Source organism: Methylobacterium sp. J-078, from assembly GCF_022829285.1.
Classification (GTDB): domain Bacteria; phylum Pseudomonadota; class Alphaproteobacteria; order Rhizobiales; family Beijerinckiaceae; genus Methylobacterium.
Genome location: NZ_JAKSYI010000110.1, coordinates 61,677 through 78,736, shown reverse-complemented (window position 1 = coordinate 78,736; position 17,060 = coordinate 61,677). Strand labels below are relative to the sequence as shown.

Annotated in this window: 15 protein-coding genes; 3 read left to right on the top strand and 12 right to left on the bottom strand. The window is 70.5% G+C overall.

Annotated features, from left to right (window positions below; all coding sequences use genetic code 11):
• Position 1: 1 nt before the first annotated feature.
• The gene (locus MKK58_RS18285) at positions 2 to 1,264 is read right to left on the bottom strand and encodes an OprO/OprP family phosphate-selective porin (RefSeq protein WP_243913582.1); all 1,263 of its coding nucleotides are present in this window, start codon (positions 1,262 to 1,264) and stop codon (positions 2 to 4) included.
• Positions 1,265 to 1,348: 84 nt separating this feature from the next.
• Complete coding sequence (locus MKK58_RS18280; protein WP_243913580.1) at positions 1,349 to 2,188, bottom strand: aldo/keto reductase; 840 nt, start codon at positions 2,186 to 2,188, stop codon at positions 1,349 to 1,351.
• A 273-nt stretch (positions 2,189 to 2,461) separates the two neighbouring features.
• Here MKK58_RS18280 and MKK58_RS18275 point away from each other — a divergent pair, with 273 nt between their 5' ends.
• Positions 2,462 to 3,526 (top strand): adenylate/guanylate cyclase domain-containing protein, encoded by a 1,065-nt coding sequence (locus tag MKK58_RS18275; RefSeq protein WP_243913578.1) that lies wholly within the window; start codon positions 2,462 to 2,464, stop codon positions 3,524 to 3,526.
• The gene (locus tag MKK58_RS18270; protein WP_243913575.1) at positions 3,523 to 4,005 is read left to right on the top strand and encodes a YaiI/YqxD family protein; all 483 of its coding nucleotides are present in this window, start codon (positions 3,523 to 3,525) and stop codon (positions 4,003 to 4,005) included. The genes MKK58_RS18275 and MKK58_RS18270 overlap by 4 nt, the downstream gene beginning before the upstream one ends.
• 46 nt (positions 4,006 to 4,051) lie before the next feature.
• On the opposite strand, the gene MKK58_RS18265 is transcribed toward MKK58_RS18270, so the two are convergent.
• From MKK58_RS18265 to MKK58_RS18225, 9 genes are all read right to left on the bottom strand, one after another.
• Positions 4,052 to 4,309, bottom strand: coding sequence for a BrnA antitoxin family protein (locus MKK58_RS18265; RefSeq protein WP_243913573.1), 258 nt, complete (start codon positions 4,307 to 4,309; stop codon positions 4,052 to 4,054).
• A 23-nt stretch (positions 4,310 to 4,332) separates the two neighbouring features.
• Positions 4,333 to 4,557, bottom strand: coding sequence for a hypothetical protein (locus MKK58_RS18260; RefSeq protein ID WP_055956977.1), 225 nt, complete (start codon positions 4,555 to 4,557; stop codon positions 4,333 to 4,335).
• A 304-nt stretch (positions 4,558 to 4,861) separates the two neighbouring features.
• On the bottom strand, positions 4,862 to 5,791 hold the full coding sequence (locus MKK58_RS18255) for a DMT family transporter (protein ID WP_238281882.1): 930 nt from the start codon (positions 5,789 to 5,791) through the stop codon (positions 4,862 to 4,864).
• 56 nt (positions 5,792 to 5,847) lie between these two features.
• Positions 5,848 to 7,116, bottom strand: a complete 1,269-nt coding sequence (locus MKK58_RS18250; protein ID WP_243913572.1) for an arsenic transporter — start codon at positions 7,114 to 7,116, stop codon at positions 5,848 to 5,850.
• Between the two features lie 50 nt (positions 7,117 to 7,166).
• Positions 7,167 to 8,282, bottom strand: a complete 1,116-nt coding sequence (locus MKK58_RS18245; protein WP_243913571.1) for a metallophosphoesterase family protein — start codon at positions 8,280 to 8,282, stop codon at positions 7,167 to 7,169.
• A gap of 5 nt (positions 8,283 to 8,287) precedes the next feature.
• Positions 8,288 to 9,613: an MFS transporter gene (locus MKK58_RS18240; RefSeq protein WP_243913570.1), complete on the bottom strand. Its 1,326-nt coding sequence runs from the start codon at positions 9,611 to 9,613 to the stop codon at positions 8,288 to 8,290.
• Positions 9,614 to 9,745: 132 nt separating this feature from the next.
• Entirely contained in the window at positions 9,746 to 11,284 is a 1,539-nt protein-coding gene (locus MKK58_RS18235) for a formyl transferase (RefSeq protein WP_243913569.1), read from the bottom strand.
• Between the two features lie 101 nt (positions 11,285 to 11,385).
• A complete protein-coding gene (locus MKK58_RS18230; protein ID WP_243913568.1) occupies positions 11,386 to 12,699 on the bottom strand; it encodes an NAD(P)/FAD-dependent oxidoreductase in 1,314 nt (437 codons plus the stop codon).
• 114 nt (positions 12,700 to 12,813) lie between these two features.
• The gene (locus MKK58_RS18225; RefSeq protein ID WP_243913567.1) at positions 12,814 to 13,137 is read right to left on the bottom strand and encodes a hypothetical protein; all 324 of its coding nucleotides are present in this window, start codon (positions 13,135 to 13,137) and stop codon (positions 12,814 to 12,816) included.
• A 456-nt stretch (positions 13,138 to 13,593) separates the two neighbouring features.
• Here MKK58_RS18225 and MKK58_RS18220 point away from each other — a divergent pair, with 456 nt between their 5' ends.
• Positions 13,594 to 13,932 carry a hypothetical protein gene (locus MKK58_RS18220; RefSeq protein WP_243913565.1) on the top strand — a complete coding sequence of 113 codons (339 nt, stop codon included), beginning with the start codon at positions 13,594 to 13,596 and terminating at the stop codon, positions 13,930 to 13,932.
• A gap of 97 nt (positions 13,933 to 14,029) precedes the next feature.
• Here the strand turns inward: MKK58_RS18220 and MKK58_RS18215 are convergent, their stop codons facing one another.
• The gene (locus MKK58_RS18215; protein ID WP_243913563.1) at positions 14,030 to 17,002 is read right to left on the bottom strand and encodes an FAD-binding and (Fe-S)-binding domain-containing protein; all 2,973 of its coding nucleotides are present in this window, start codon (positions 17,000 to 17,002) and stop codon (positions 14,030 to 14,032) included.
• Between the last annotated feature and the right edge of the window lie 58 nt (positions 17,003 to 17,060).

The following is a 17,060-nucleotide window of genomic DNA, read 5'->3' as shown; positions in this document are numbered from 1 at the left end:
GTCACCAGTAGAGCTGAAACCGCCCGATGAAGGCGTCGGCGTCGATGGCGCGGCCGCCCTGCACCGCCGAGGGGCTGGTATGGGAGCGGACGTAGTCGGCCACGATGCGGATGTTGCGGTCGGGATACCAGTTCAGTCCCACCGTGACGTCGCGCTCGATGCCGCCGCGGATGCCTGCGTCATCGAGGTCGATGGCGCTGAAGCGGGTGCCGAGTTCGAACACGCCGATCCCGCCCCGCGAGACCCGGTCGGCCTCCGCCACCTGCACGCCGGAGAAGGTCGCGTAGGTGGCGCCGTAATCTGGGGCGAGCTTGTAGGCCCGGCCCTTGCCGTTGAGGACGACGCTGGCCTGGACGTAGCCACCCTGGAAGCTCACCGCGCGGGCGCCGCCGGTGCGCTCCACCCCGGTGCGGATGTACTCGGCCTGGATCAGGAACGGCCCCTCGCGATAGGCCGCCTCCAGGCCGATCCGGCCGACGCTCAACGCATCGCGGATGTCGCCGGTATCGACGAAATTGCGCTGGTACAGGAACGCCTCGGAGCGACTCGACAGGGACAGCCCCTGCCCGTCGCGGGGCAGATCGCGAAAGCTTCCCGCGAGGCCGAGATGCAGAACGCGGTCGTCCTCGTGGAGGAGCGCGTAGGTGGCGCGCGCCGTGGCGGCCACGCCCTCGCTGCCCACCCCGGTGTTGGCATTGCCGCCGAAGACGCTGGCGACCACGGTCCAGTCCTCCCCGTGGTGGCCCAGCGCGAAGCCGAGATTGCGGGCCGGTGCGAAGGCGTCGGCCAGCGAGCGCTCCGTGAACAGGGTGGTGTTGTCGCCGGTGAGTTGGTCGAGGCTGAAGGGCTCCTTCATGTTGCCCACCGTCAGCAGGGTGTTCTCGAAGCCCGTATAGGCGGCGGCCGCATCGTTGATCGGCCGCATCGGGTCGGCGAAATCGTACTGGAAGGCGAGTTCCAGGCTCTTGCCGAGGGTGAGGTAGCTCTCGATCCAGGCCCGGCGCACCGCGAAGTTCTCGGGGAACGGCTCCGGGAAGCCGGCCTGCCGAATGGCCGCCGCCCCGTAATCGAGCTGAAGCTTGCCGCCGATGCGCAGCTTGGCGACATCGGGGAAGGTCAGGGTGATGCCCTTCTCGTCGATCGTCAGGGTCTCGCCGTTGGGCTGATCCGGATTGCGCCTGTCGGGCTTCGCTTCCTCGGCCAGGGCCGGCGCCCCGGCGAGGCAGCACAGGCCGAGACATGCCGAACCCCGCCATCGCGCCATCGCTCGCACTCCGCACACCGGCTCCGGCGCGGACCGTCCGCTCCAGATCGTTCCCGGCCATTGGCCACAACTTCGCCCGGTCCGCTACAGCATCGGCAGGCTGCGTGGGCGCGGACCGCGCGGGAAGGCCGCATCGAGGGCCGCTAGATCCTCCGGCGTCAGGGTGATCGCCCCCGCCGCCGCGTTCTCGCGTGCCCGCTCCGGCCGCGCCGTCTTTGGAATGGTGAAGGTGCCCTCCTCGCGTGTCAGGAACGCGACGGCGATACCGCGTGGCGTCGTGCCATGTGCCTCCGCGAGGCGTGCGAGCACCCGGCCCCCGGCGCTTCCGGCCTCGGGGAAATCGCCGCTGCCGAAGGGCGAGTAGCCGACGAGGGCGACGCCGTTGCGCCGGCACCAGGGCAGGACCGTGTGCTCGATGGCGCGCTCCTGCAGGTGGTAGAGGACCTGATTGCAGGCGATCTGCCCCGGGCCGGCGATCGCCAGGGCCTCGTCCAGATCGGCGACGTCGAAGTTGCTCACCCCCCAGGACAGGATCTTGCCCTGGCGCTTCAGGGCATCGAACCCCGCGATGGTGTCCTCCAGCGGATAGCGGCCGGGCCAGTGCAGCAGGTAGGCGTCGAGGTGGTCGGTGCCGAGGCGCTTGAGCGAGCGCTCGCAGGCCGCGACCACGCCTGCCCGGCTGGCATTGCCCGGCACCACCTTCGACACCAGGAACACCTCGGCGCGCCGGCCCGCGATGGCCTCGCCCACTAGGGGTTCGGCCTCGCCGTACATCTCGGCGGTGTCGATATGCGTCATGCCGGCGTCGAGGCCCGCCCGCAGCGTCGCGACGGCGGTCGCGCGGTCCGCCTGGTCGAGGTGCCAGGTGCCCTGCCCGATGACGGGCACCGCCCGGTCCGCCGCACCGAAAATCCTGCTCCGCATCGGCCTCGTCCTCGCATGATGGTGATCCACCCTGCCAACGCACGGCAGCCACACCGGTCCCCGATCCGGCTGCCTGCGTCACCTTGGCCTTACTCGCGCCATCATGCGACGGTGATCAGGACGGGGTTCGAAGCTCGGTGCGCCAAGGGGCTGCGCCGCCTTCGGGCCCATCCCCGAAGGGGCTCATCCGTTGCGCAGCGCTGCTCCCTCCCCAATCCCTGCCGGATCGCCGCCGCCGGCCCCCGCCGGGGCGCCGCACGGGGGACGCCGCTGATGCTGCCGCAGCACCGCTGGTTCTGGCTCCTCATCCTCATCGCCTGCGGCGGAGCGGGCCTGCTCTACAACGTGCTGTTCGCCGGCGGCGCGACCCCCCTCGCCGGCCTGACCTACGGCCTCGCAGTGGGCGCGACGACCCTGGCCTTCGACCGGGGTATGATCCTCGGTGGCCTTCAGGCGCGGATGCGCCGGATGCCGGCCAAATTCTACGTGCCGGCGGCGGAGTTCGCCTATGTGCTGATGATCGCCGCGGGCATCGCGCTCGGCGGACTTCTGGTCTGGGCCCTCGGACTGACCAACGACGACCTCAGCCACGCCGTGCGGATCACGCCCCGGGTGCTGGCCTACTGCCTCGCGGTCTCGGCGATGCTCGTCTTCGTCATCCGCATGCGCGACCTGATCGGCGGCGAGGTGTTCGTGAACTTCCTCGTCGGGCGCTATCACCAGCCGGTGCGCGAGGAGCGCATCTTCCTGTTCCTCGACGTGGTCGGCTCGACCGCCTTCGCCGAGACGCACGGCGACCTCAAGGCCCAGGCCTATCTCGGGGCGGTCTTCGCGGCACTCGCCGAGCCGGTCCGGCGCAACGCCGGCTCCATCGACGACTATATCGGCGACATGGCGATGATCACCTGGCCGATGGCCCGCGGCCTCAAGGACGCGCGCTGCGTGGCCTGCGTGTTCGACGTGATGGACCGGCTGGAGGCGGATTCCGAGGCCTGGACGGCGCGGTTCGGCACCGTGCCGCGCCTGCGCGCCGCCCTGCACGGCGGCTCGATCGTCACGGCGGAAGTCGGCGTCGACCGGCACAAGATCGCGTATTTCGGCGATGCGGTGAACGTGACAGCGCGCATCGAATCCCTGTGCCGGCCCCTCGGCACCGAAATCCTGGTCTCCGACGATCTCCTCGCCCGGATCGCGCGCCTGCCCGCGGGCATCCGCGCCCGCTCCCTCGGCGCCCACGCCCTACGCGGGCGCGGCCAGCCGCTCAGCGTCTCGACCCTGGAGCGGATCGGGGCGGGGGACGTGGACGCCGCCCTGCCACGGGCGGTCGCCGCGCAATGACCGAAGTCGAGACATCGCGCAGCATCGTGGTCTATATCGACGCGGATGCCTGCCCGGTGAAGGACGAGACCTACCGCGTCGCCGGCCGCTACGGGCTCCACGTCTACGTCGTCGCCAACAGCTTCCTGGCGCTGCCGCGCGAGCCCTGGATCGAACGGGTGGTGGTCAGCGACGGGTTCGATGCCGCGGACGACTGGATCGCCGAGCGGGCGCGGCCCGGCGCCATCGTGGTCACGGCCGACGTGCCCCTGGCCAGCCGCTGCGTGAAGGCGGGTGCGGAGGTGCTCGCGCCCACCGGCAAACCGTTCAGCGAGAGCGGGATCGGCATGGCGCTCGCAACTCGCAACCTGATGCAGGACCTGCGCGAGGCCGGCGCGATCACCGGCGGCCCAAAGCCATTCTCGGCCCGCGACCGCTCCGCGTTCCTCGGTGCCCTCGACCGGACCGTGATGCGGCTGAAGCGGGGCGGGTTCGGCTAGTCATCGTCGGCCGACCCGGTGCAGACGCCGCAATGCGCCGCTCCGCCTAGAGGCCGGCGGCGACCTTGAGCACCGCGTTGATGCGGTCCTGCCAGCCGGGACCATCCTTCTGGAAATGCTCGAGCACGGCGCGGTCGATGCGCAGGCTCACCATCTCGCGGGCGCCGGGCACGGCCGAGGCCGGTGCCGCCGGAGCGGAGGCGACCGGCTTGGCGGTCTCGACGGGCTTGGTGGTGGCGGCCTTGAAGGCCGCCTCGGCGGCCTGTCGCGGGTCGCTCGGTCGACGGGAGCGATCGAATGCCATGGCTTCTCCTCCGCCGGGCCGTCTCAGGAGCGCTTGCGCTTGGGCGCGGGCGGCGGGGCGGCGGCCTTCGCCTCGGCGTCGGCGGCCTCCTTGGCGAGGCGCAGGGCCCGCAGCTTCACCGTCCGCTCGTCCACGGCCTTCACCGAGGCGAGGTGCTCGGCCATGGCCTGGGCGCCTTCCTTGGCCATCCGCTCGGCACGCTCGGCACGCTCCTCGGATCGGGTCCGGGCGTCGGTCTCGTCGCTCATCGCATTCCTGTCCTTGAACCCTCCCGCACGCGCACGGCACGGCGTCGTGGATGCCCGTCGGCGCGGCCGCGTGGGCGGTCCGGGCGCCGGATTCCGGTGACCGATCAGGTCGTGACGCGCGCCGGACTAGACCGGGAGCCGGCAATCGGGCGGCACGAGAGGCTGTCCACACACCCTTGACGCGGATCGGCTCCGGGCGGGATCGTCAGGGGTCTAGCACGCCGGGTGCCGAAAAGGCCAACGTTTCCCGGCGGCTGCAACTGCTTGTCCTCAAGCTTCGCGTTTTCGAACAGGCAGGGGCCGCTCAAAACACCGAGATGAGGACGATGCCGGCGACCATGAGGGCGGCACCACCGAGCCGGGCGGGACCGGCCTTGACCTGCTTCATGCCCACCCAACCGAAATGGTCGAGAGCCACCGAGGTCAGGAGGTTGGCGGTGATGAGGAGCCCGTTGAAGGCGCCCGCGCCGACCTTGTCGACGAAGAGCAGGCCGCCGAACACCGCGACCGCCCCGGTGATGCCGGCCAGCGGCATCCACCAGCGCACCCCGGACACGTCCTCCCGCGTGGGCAGCGGCGTCGGCCGCACGAGGAACACCAGCACGAACACGAACACGACGGGCAGGAACGATACCGTGGCGGCGAGCCAGGGGTTCACCAGGGCGCCGCGCAGCTGGGAATTCCAGACGACACCGACGGCCTGGAGGATGCCGGCGACCACGATGAAGGGGTAGAGCAGCTTCGGGTTGAGGCCGTGCCCGCCATCCTTGTCCCCGCCCTTGTCGGCGGTCGTGCGGGCGATGAAGAACACGCCGATCGCCATCAGCAGCCCGCCGAGCCAGGGCATGAGCTTGAAGCCGCCGCCCTGGAGGCCGAACAGGCCGAAGGAATCCATGGCGAGCGAGGCCAGGATGTTGGCCGTGAGCGTCAGGCCGTTGAAGGGGCCGGCCCCGACCTTGTCGATGAAGGCGAGCCCGCCGAACACCGCCACCGCGCCGGCCACGCCTCCAAGCGGCGCGTACCAGGGCATCTTGCCCAGGGTCTCCAGGGTGGGCAGCGGCGTCGGCATCACGAGGAACAGCGTGGCGAACACGAACACGATCGGCAGGAACGAGACCGAGGCGGCGAGCCAGGGGTTCACGAGCCGGCCGCGCAGCTGCGCGTTCATCGAATTGCCGAGCGCCTGCAGGACGCCCGCGACGAGGATGAAGGGATAGAGCAGTGCGGCGTTCACGGGCGACCTTGGGCTGGGAACTTCGGGCTGGGAACTTCGGGCTGAGACGCGAGGGATCAGACGAGGAGGAGGCCGGCCAGCGCGAGCAGGAGGGCGGGCGGCATGACCAGGAGCCCGAGCTTGAGGAAGCGCCAGAAGCCGACGTCCTGGCCCTCGCGGCGGATCGCGGTCAGCCACAGGATGGTGGCGAGCGAACCCGTCACCGACAGGTTCGGGCCGATGTCGACGCCGATCAGCACGGCGCCCGCCACCTTGTCGGGCACATGCGCGGTCTGGACCGCCGCACCCGCGATCAGGCCGGCCGGCAGGTTGTTGACGAGGTTGCACAGCACCGCGATCAGGGTGCCGGCGCCCCAGGCGGTCTCGACGGGCGAGGCGGCGGCCGCCTGCTTCAGCCCATCGGCGATCATTCGCAGTACGCCGGTCTTTTCCAGCGCCTCGACCAGCACGAACAGGCCGGCGACCAGGGGCAGCACGCTCCAGGAGACGTCCTTGGCGACCTCGACGAGGCCGCCGCGCTTCATCAGGAGGACAGCCGCCGTGGTGAGACCGCCGGCCACGAAGGTGGGCAGGCCGAGGTCGAGCCCCAGGGCAGAGGCGCCGATGAGCACGCCGCCGGTGGCCACGATGCCGAGCCCGGCCACGAGCCCGGTCCGCGACAGGTGCACGGCCTCGACATCGGTGGCGACCTGCTGGCTCCGCAGGACGGAGTTCTGGCTCAGGCGCAGGGTGGCGTAAGTGGCGACGATGGCGAGCGCCGAGGGCAGCGCGAACATCGCCAGCCACTGCGTGAGCGGGGGCATGTGCTCGGCGAAGACCACGAGGTTGGCCGGGTTCGAGGTCGGCAAAACGAAGCTCGCCGCGTTGGCGATGAAGGCGCAGATCAGGAGATAGGGCAGCGGGTTCTCGACCTTGGCGGCCTTCGTGGCGGCGTAGACGGCGGGGGTGAGCACCACCGCGCAGGCATCGTTGGAGAGAAAGACCGTCACCACCGTGCCGACGATGTAGATCAGGGTGAACAGGCGGGTGGGAGAACCCTTGGCCGCCCGCACCGCAATGCTGGCGAGCCAGTCGAACAGCCCCTCCTTCCGCGCCACCTCGGACATCAGCATCATGCCGATGAGGAAGAGGTAGACGTCCGTGCCCTTGAGGACGCCCTCCCAGGCGGTCCCGGCCGGCATCAGACCGAAGACCACGAGGGCGGCGGCGCCCAGCACGGCCCAGATCGCCTCCGGCCAGGAGAAGGGCCGGGTGATCACCCCCAAGGTGGCCACGGCGGCGATCACCCATGTGACGAGGTTCGGGGTCAGCGTCAGCGCACCCATCGGGCTCGGAATCCTTGGTCGGAAAGAAAGTCGGGCAGGGCGGATGCGCCCTACCAGTGGCGCCCGTTGCGGTTCGGGCCGAGCTGGGTGCCGAGGATGCCCCGGTCCGGCCAGGCACCGACGGAATCGGCGTCGCTGCCGAGGCCCTTGGAGCGGACGAGGGCACCGACGTCGCCGGCCGGCTCGATCCGGTCCTCGCCGACGCCGCCCTCGGAATCCTGCGCCCGGACGGCGAGGCGACGGCCTCCCACCGGCCAGTCGACCGTGGCGCGGAAGCGGCGCTCGCCCTCGGCGCGCCGCATGGGGCGCCAGGGACCGCCATCGATGCTGAACTCGCAGACCGCGATCCGGCCGGCACCGAGCACCAGGGCGCGGATCTCGGTGGTGCCCGAGACGATGTGGTCCTCGGCATGGGCGAGGCGCCGGTCGGCCGGCGCGGTGATCACCACGAAGGGCCAGCCCTGCGCCAGTTCCTTGAAGCGCCAGCTTACCACGCCCCGGTCGATCGCCGCGATCGCGTAGCCGACCGGCCCTTCCTCGATCTGGCCCGTCGAGCGGGTCGCCGCGTAGATGGTCCGGCCGTCATTGGCGAGCTCGTTGTAATGGGTGTGCCCCATCTCGACGAGGCGGATGCGCGAGCGGTGCACGATCTCGGCGACGGTCTCGGCCTCGCCCTCCCTCTTGAGGTCGGCGGGGTAGCTGTGCATGAACAGGGCGCAGTCGTGTCCCTCCGCCTCGGCGGCGTCCACCTCCCGCCGGAGCCAGGCGATCTGCTCGGCGCCGAGGCGGAAATCCGGTCCGCCGGAGCCCGGCCCGCACATGTCGAGGAACAGGCAGCGGGTGCCCGACACCGTCACCCCATAGGGCAGGCGCGGGGCGCCGAGGCCGGTATAGAAAGCGTCGAGGCTTCCGCCCTCCATGTCGTGGTCGCCGGTGATCACGTGGACCGGCCGGCGCAGGCGGTCGAGCCCGGCCCGGACTAGGGCGTACTGCTCCGGCGTGCCGTTGTCGGCGTTGTCGCCGGGCACGTAGACGAAATCGAGTCCGTCCACGGCGTTGATCTGGTCCACGATGGCGCGGAAATCGCGGGCGTTGTCGGTGTCCGCGGCGGTGAGGTGCAGGTCGCCGATATGGGCGAAGGCGAGGATGTCGTCGGCGGCGCTCATGGCGGTCAGGCCGCCGGCACGGGGACGGGCGTCAGGCCGCCGTCATCGGCGCCGGAGCGGCCGGGCTCGTAGCCGCGCGTTTCCGGCATCGCGAAGAGGTAGAGGGCGAAGCCGAGGGCGGCGATGGCCGCCAGGGACAGGAAGGCGGTGGAGTAGCCCGCCGACACGATGATGAGGCCGGCAAGCGTCGCGCTCAGCGCCGCACCCAGGCTCTGGGCGGTCGCGACCGCGCCCTGCGAGACGTTGAACCGACCGGTGCCGCGTGTCAGGTCGGCGACGATGACGGGGAAGAGCGCGCCGTAGATGCCGGCGCCGATGCCGTCGAGGAGTTGGACGCCCACGAGGTAGAACGGGTTGTCCGACAGAGTGTAGAGGACGCCGCGGATCGCCAGTACGCTGAAGGCGGCGAGGAAGATCGGCTTGCGCCCGATCGCGTCGGCCTTGGCGCCGACGAAGACCGCCACCGGCACCATCACCAGCTGTGCCGCCACGATGCAGATCGCGATCAGCGAGGTGGCGTTGTCCTTGCCGGAGAGCTTCGTCAAGAGCTGCCCCACAGAGGTCAGCATCGCGGCGTTCGACAGGTGGAACAGGGCCGCCAGGACGGCGAAGAGCAGTAGGTACTTGTTCTTCAGGAGCGCGGTGAGACCGGAGGGCTCCTCCTGCCCCTCGGTGCGGGCCTGGGTCTCGGTCTGGTCGAGGCCGCGGGCGAGGTCGTCGTCGATGGCATCGGCCGGCACCATCAGCATGGCGCCGATGCTGCAGAGGGCTAGCAGCGCCATCAGCCAGAACACCACGATCGGTCCGAAGAAGTAGGCGGTGCCGCCCGCGATCGCCGCAGAGGCCGCGTTGCCGGCGTGGTTGAAGCCTTCGTTGCGGCCGATGCGCTTGGCGAACATCTTCGGGCCGACGACGCCAAGGGTGATGGCGGCCAGCGCCGGCGGGAAGATCGCCCCCGCGATGCCGGCCACCGACTGCGTGGCGGCGACCGCGTAGAAGTTGGAGATAAACGGCAGGACGAGGCAGCTCGCGGTCACGGCGATCGCTGCGGCGATGACGATGGCGCGCTTGTGGTTGGTCCGGTCGATCAGCGCCCCGGCCGGCGTCTGGGCGATGAGGCCGGCGATACCCGCGATGGTCATGATCAGGCCGGTGGTCGCTTCGTTCCAGCCCTGGTCGGGGCCGCGCACGGCGATCAGGTAGATCGCGAGGTACGGACCGAGCCCGTCGCGGACGTCGGCGAGGAAGAAGTTTAGGGCGTCGAGGCCGCGCAGGACGCGCGTCGATGGCGCACGCGTGACGGAGGACCGGGGGGCAAGTGTCTCGGCCATAGAGAGCTTCCGTTGAAAGGCAGGTTCGTGAACCGGAAACGATCGGCGCAACGGGACGCACGACCCTTTCAAGTGCTGCCTTAAGTGGAGGCGCGACGCTTTGTTCCAGGGCCGGGATTAACTTCGGCGTGATCACGTAGCGCGTGCGAGATCGGCCCGCGACGAAGCGCCGAACCGGCGCAGCGCCGGTCCGGCGCCGTCGATGAATTCGAAGGTCCGGGATCGATTGAGGGTATGGAGGCCGGTGCCCAGAAACAGAGGGCCGGGGCGCAGGATCGTCTCGACGCGCTGCGCGTAGCCTGCCTCATCCAGGCGTTCGATCCGCGCCAGCCCCAGCGCGCCGCCATAGGTTTCGGTGCAGTCCTGAACGGGCCGGAACAGCGCCCCGCCGCGTTCGACGATCCGCCCACCGGAACGCGCGGAGGCGATGTCGACGACGACCGGGTTCATCGGGTGCGGTTTCCAGGGTCCCCGGACATCGCGGGCCGACCAGAGATGCAGACTGTCCGAGTACGAGCCCCAGCCGGCGAAGGGGCCGCCGTGCTCGCCGTCGTCCCGCACCGTGGCGAACAGCCACCAAAGGTCGCCCTGCCTGAACAGGGTCGGGTCGCTGGCATTGAGGCCGGAGAGAAGCGTCGACTCCTTGACCCACCCGCCCGGAAAGGCCGTGGCCCGGTAGAGATCCAGGGTGCCCGCCGATCCGCTCTCGGGCACCATCCAGTGGGTGCCCCCGTCGCGGAAGACGAACGGGTAGGACAGGTGATGGCCGGCTTCCAGCACGGGGACCGGCGTTCCGCGCGGACCCTCGGCGCCGAAGCGTACGGCCGAGATCACACCCTTCTCCTGCCCGTAGACATAGTCTTCGACGAACAGCACCGTGCCTTCGTGATCGTCGATGGGGAACGGATCGGCGTAGAAGCGACGTTCGTCGTCCGGCAGGACGTTCCAGCCGGAGGCGGGATGCGCCCGCAGGTCGATGACGTCCGGGCCGGACAGGCTGCGCCACCCCGTGCGCCAGTGGGGCGCCCGGATGCAGAGGGCCCGGAGACGGCGGGACACCATGCGGGCACCCAGGCGCGCGGCGCGGGCGCCGAGATCCAGCGCCGACAAGCCCTGCCTGTGTCGGCGCGGCAGGTCAGTGCCGTCGAGGCGCGGCCCGGTTCCGTCGAGGGCGGCGAGGACGAGGCTGCTCGTCCGCACCAGGGCATCCTCGAAGGCCGTCAGCATGATGCTGCGCGCCTCGGTCCCGACCCGTCCGGAGGCCAGGAGGCGCTCGCCCTCGCGGATCGTCACCACGGGCCGCCGCCCGGCCAGAAGGGCGGCGAGCAGGGCCGCCTCCCCGGGGGCGTCGTCGAAGGCCAGGCGCCAGACCGGTACGCGACCGTCTTCGACATCGCCACAGAGGTCGAGGATGAGGTCGGGTGGGCCGGACGCCGCCGGACCGGCCGCATCGATCCGCGCGCGGTCGACGGGCGCCGAGGGACCGTCGCCGGGCAGGCGCCGGAGCATCGCCTCGAGCCGGAACAGCAGGGCGGCATTGTCCGGCAGGGCGCCGGGTCCCGTTCGGGCGTCCACGCACACGGTCACACCGGAGCGGTGCGTCATGCGTTCGATGAGCCGGAGGTGCCAGCGGCGGGGCATGCGCCCGTCGAGGCGAACGCTCACGCGCATGAGATGCGAGATCCTTCGCGCAAGGGATTAAAAGTCGGCGGCGTGGCGAAGCGTGCCATCCGTTCGCATGGCGGCTGGGGCAAGGGTCGTCAATCCGCGTTTCACGCGGAGCGCGGTTCCTCCTTCGAGAGGCGCCAGCGCGGCCAGCCGAGCAGCCGTTGTGGCGCGAACGGCGCCAGCGGAATCGCGGGCTTAGCGCCCGTGGCGAGGTCCGCCACCAGGCGCCCCGTGATCGCACCGGTGGAGAGGCCGATATGCCCGTGACCGAAGGCGAAGATCAGCCCGCGATGGCGGGGCGCCGCGCCGATCACCGGCATGCCGTCCGGTGTCGAGGGCCGCGCGCCCATCCAGGGCCGGTTGTCGAGGGGCGCGCCGAGGCGCAGCGTCCCGGCGGCTTCCCGGGAGGCCGCCTCAATCTGGTGATAGTCCGGGGGCGCCGCACGGGCATTGAGTTCCACGCCGGAGAGGACGCGCACGCGCCCGTCTCCCATCGGTGCCAGGATCGAGCCCGCGCCGGTATCGAGGACCGGACGGGTGAGCGGCGGACTGTCGGGATGCAGCGCGAAGTGGCGATGGTAACCCCGCTCCGCCGCGAAGGCGAAGCGATAGCCGAGGCCCCGCGCGATCTCGGCCGAGGCCGCCCCCGCCGCCAGCACCACCTGACGCGCCCGCACCACGCCGGCCGCGTGATGGATCTGCCAGCCGTCCTCGACCGGCACCAATTGCAGGGCCGCCTGCCGGAGGATCTCCCCGTCGAGATCCAGGAACAGGCGCTCATAGGCCTCGACGAGGGCGCCGGGATCGCTGACGGCGCCCGTCTCGGGCAGGAGCATGCCCCGCGCATAAGTCCGGACCAGCGCTGGCTCGACCTCGCGGATCGCGTCGGAATCGAGAATATCGAGGGCGATGCCATGCCGTCGGAGGATCGCCCGCTCCAGTTCGGCCGCCGCGAATGCATCGTCCGTGCGATAGAGCTTGATCCAGCCGGGCCGGCTCAGCAGGTGCGCTGCGCCCGCCCGGTCCGCCAGGCGTGCATGCTCGGCCAGCGCGGCACTCGTCAGCGGGAGCAGCGCGGCGGCCGCCCGCTCCCAGGCCGAGGTGCGGGCGGCCGCCAGGAAGTGTGCCGTCCAAGGGATGACCCGGGCGACATGAGCGTGGCGCAGACGCAGACCGCGATCGGCATTGCGCAGGTAGGACGGCAGCTTGGCCCAGAGCGCCGGGCTCGACATCGGGAAGATCGAGCCCCGGCTGATCACGCCCGCATTGCCGTAGGACGTGCGGGCGCGGGCCTCGCCGGGATCGAGCAGCACAACGCGCAAGCCCCGCTCCCGCAGCGCGAGGGCGGAGGCAAGGCCCACCATGCCGCCGCCGATCACCGCAACGTCCATCTCGGTCTCGGGCGCGACGATGCTCATCGGACTTCTTCTCCGGCTCCTCCCGCGCCGCCCCGGCGGTGCGATGTGCCGTTCGCGTATCAGGCATCATCCCGGGGATCGAGAGGGAGCCGCGGACACACGCCGGGGGCGGCTTCAGCGCGCCTGGAGAAGTTTGTCCACGAGGGGCATCAGGGCATCGACGCAGGCCTTCGTGCTGTCATCGGCCGCGCACTTGAAGTCGATCCCGGTCTCGCCCTTGCGAAAACGCAGGTGACCGCCCTTCATACCCAGCATGGGCGGATGGCGGCGCCAACCACCGTCGCGATCACCCTCCGGCGGCCCCCGGCGCGGGCCTTCGGGTCGATTTCCGTCCGCCATTCCCGGGTTCGGGTTGGGCGGACCGCCCGGCGCGGGCTCCGCCGCGCAGGTGGCGATGGCGAACAGGCTGATGAGACCGGCGGCAACGATGCGTTTCATGGTTTCGCCCTCGTGGAACTGGGGGAGCGAAGGATTGTAGGCGTCCCATGTTTCCGCCGTGCGTGCGGATGTTACGCCCCCGATTCCAAACCGGGAGGCGGCGGACCTGCGTGCGCGACGGCACTCCGCAAGTCGAGGGCCGGGACTGCGTCGGCCCATGGGACCGGCCCCAAACAGGCGGACGACCACCCCGCGCAGCAACGCGCCGCCGAGGACGCACTACGCCAAGAGAAACCCAGCCAATCGATGGGAGAGTCTGATCGATCGAGGCCGAGGGACCCGATCGGGACCCCAAATCCAGGCCGGGCCGGTCTCTCGACAGGCCCTTCGAAGGCACTGGAGAGCGGCGGTGCGGAGGGCGCGCGGCCCACCTGAACTTGAAATGAACAAATTTTCAGATTAACTGAACATGAACGAACGGTCGCCAGATTGGCCTGCCGCAACCGATCCAGGAGGATGGATATGTCGAGCGGACTATTCCAGAACCTACCCGGCGCCCACGAGATGGGTGGCGTTCACGCACTGCCGAGCGAGCCGTGGCTGCTCCCGATCTCGGATGGACGCGTTTCCGGGAACAAGGGCTCGGACGAGATCCTACGTTCCGTCCAGCAGGCGGCCAAGCCCTTCCGGATCGCCGCACATGCGCTCATCGCCGCATTCGTGCTGATGCTGTCAGTGCAAATTGCGTCGGACTGGATGGTGCCAACTACGGCTCATCGCTCCTCCCATCAGGTCGCCGATGCGACGCCGCCGAGCCTCCCGGTCACGCGCGCCGCGCTCGCCGTGAGCAACTGAGCCACGACCGAGAACGACGAAGACGCCGGTTCGACGAAGCGGGAGGACCAACCTCCGTTCTCGCCGGACCCGCGACCGTTCTGAACGACCCCGCCCGTCACGCCTGCCTGCACGACAGGGCTTCGTCGAGTACCCGCGCCACGTGGCGTGCATTGAGACCCAGACCGTCGTGAATCTGATGGCGGCAGCTGGTGCCGTCGGCCACCACGATATCGTCGGGGCCGGCCTCGCGGAGCGCCGGAAACAGGGACAGCTCCGCCATCGCCAGGGACACGTCGATGGTCTCGGCGCCGTAGCCGAAGGCGCCGGCCATGCCGCAGCAGCTCGACTCGATTACGCGCAGGTCGAGTCCCGGCACCGCGCGCAGCACCGTCTCCACCGCACCCATCGCGGCGAACGCCTTCTGGTGGCAGTGACCGTGCAGATGTGCCACCCGCCCGTGCTGGTCGCTTAGCGGCAGCGCGATGCGCCCCGCCTGGAGATGCATGGCCAGAAGCTCCTCGAACAGGAAGCTCGCCTTGCCGAACTCGGCCGCCTCGGCGCCCGGCAGCAGCGACGCGAACTCGTCGCGGAAGGTCAGCAGGCAGGAGGGTTCGAGGCCGACGATGCGCGCACCGGCTCGCACGTAGGGCAGCAGCGCCGTCAGCGTCCGCCGGGCTTCCGCCCGGGCCCGATCGGTCTGGCCGGAGGCGAGATAGGTGCGCCCGCAGCAGAGCGGGCGGCGCCCACGATGGGGGAAGACCCGGTGCAGGCGGTAGCCCGCCGCGATCAGAACCCGCTCGGCCGCCTCCAGGTTCTCGCGCTCGAAGGCCCGGTTGAAGGTATCGCCGAACAGGACGACGTCGCGGAAGTCGCCGGTCACGTCGCTCGGGTGCGCCGGCTCGCCGGTCTCGCGCCAGGGCCGGCGCCATTGCGGCAGGGTGCGGCGCGCCGAGAGGCCCGCGACGCGCTCGGAGAGGCGGGCGAGCGCCGGCAACCGATCGCGCAGGTTGAGGAGAGGGGCGAGCCACGCCGCCGTGCCGGCGTAGAGCGGCAGCGCCCCCACCAGCCGCTCCTTCAGGGGCAGGCCGTGCCGGGCGTGGTAATGGTGCAGGAACTCGATCTTCATCTTGGCCATGTCGACGCCGGTGGGGCATTCGCGCCGGCAGGCCTTGCACGAGACGCAGAGATCCAGGGTCCGCTTCATCTCGGGGCTGGTGAAGGCGTCCGGCCCGAGCTGACCAGAGATCGCAAGACGCAGGGAATTGGCCCGACCCCGGGTGAGGTGCTGCTCGTCCTTGGTGACGCGGTAGGAGGGGCACATGGCGCCGCCGGCGAGCTTTCGGCAGGTGCCGTTGTTGTTGCACATCTCCACAGCCGGGCCGAACCCGCCCCAGTCCGACCAATCGAGGGCCGTGGTGCCGGGCTGCGTCACCGCATAGCCGGGTTGGAAGCGCATCAGCGCGCGGTCGTCCATGCGCAGGGGCCTGACGATCTTGCCGGGGTTCAGGCGGTTGTTCGGGTCGAAGCCGTCCTTGACGGTCTCGAAGGCACGGGTGAGCCGCGCCCCGAACATCGGTGCGATGTATTCCGAGCGCGAGATGCCGTCGCCGTGTTCACCGGAATAGGAGCCCTTGAAGCGGCGGACGGCGGCGCTGGCCTCCTCGGCGATGGCCCGCATCTTGGCGACGTCGCCGCCCTGCTTCATGTCGAGGATCGGGCGCACGTGGAGGCAGCCCACCGAAGCGTGGGCGTACCAGGTGCCGCGGGTGCCGTGCCGAGTGAAGACCTCCGTGACCGTGTCGGTGTAGTCGGCGAGATGCTCCAGGGGCACCGCGCAATCCTCGATGAAGGAGATCGGCTTGGCGTCGCCCTTCATGGACATCATGATGTTGAGGCAGGCTTCCCGCACCTCCCAGACCGACTTCTGGCGGACCGGCTCGGGCACCTCGACCACGGCGTTCCGGAAGCCGTGGTCGCTCATGCAGGCGTCGAGGCGCCTGAGGTCGGCCAGCAGCGCGTCCCGGTCGTCGCCGGCGAATTCCACCAGCAGCAGGCAGTTCGGCTTGCCGCGGGTGATGTCCGCCAATGTGGTGCGGAACAGCGGGATGTCGGCCCCGAGCACCAGGACGTTGTTGTCGACGAGCTCGACGGCCACCGGACCGAGGTCGACCAGCGCCTTCGTGGTCTCCATGGCGGAGCGGAAGGACGGGAAGTGGCAGACGCCCATGACCCGGTGGGCGGGCAGGCGCGACAGCTTCAGGGTGACGCCGGTGGTGGCCGCCAGCGTCCCCTCGGAGCCGACGAGGAGGTGGGCGAGGTTCGGCCGGGGCTCGATCAGGGCATCGAGGTTGTAGCCACCGACCCGCCGCTGCACCTGGGGAAAGCGCGCCAGGATCTCGTCGCGCTCCGACTCGGCCAGTGCTCGCATTGCGGCGGCGAGGTGCTCGGCCCGGTCCGGGCCGGTGACGCCGCTGCTGTCGTTGCCGGTGAGACCGAAGCCGAAGGGGGTGCCATCGGGGAACAGCGCCTGCATGGCCAGGACGTTGTCGCTCATCTTGCCGAATCGGAGGGAGCGGGCGCCGCAGGAATTATTGCCCGCCATGCCGCCGATGGTGCAGCGGGTGGCGGTCGAGGGCTCGACGGGGAAGAACCAGCCCTCCACCTTCACCCGGGTGTTGAGGCGTTCCAGCACCATCCCGGGCTCGACCGTGACGGTGCCGCCCTCGGGGTCGTAGGCGGTGATGCCGTTGAAGTGGCGCGAGCAATCGACCACGAGGCCGTGCCCGATCGGCTGGCCGTTCTGCGAGGTGCCGCCGCCGCGCATGATGACGGGTACGTCGTGCTCGGCCGCGATCTTCAGCGTCGCGGCGATGTCGGCCGCCGAGCGCGGCAGGACCACGCCGGCCGGCATGATCTGGTAGATCGAGGCGTCGGTGGCGTAGCGTCCGCGGGTGAAGGCGTCGAAGCGGGCTTCGCCCTGAAGAGCCTCGGCCAGCCGGCGGGCGAGCCCAGCGTTCTGACGGGTCGCCGCGCGGGGCGTAGGGTTGGCCTCGCGGGGCGTGGTCGATGGCTCAGCCGTGGCGGTCATGCTTCATCGTCCTCGAATAGGGTGTCGATTTAAGCCGGATGGGCTGGCGGACAGGCCG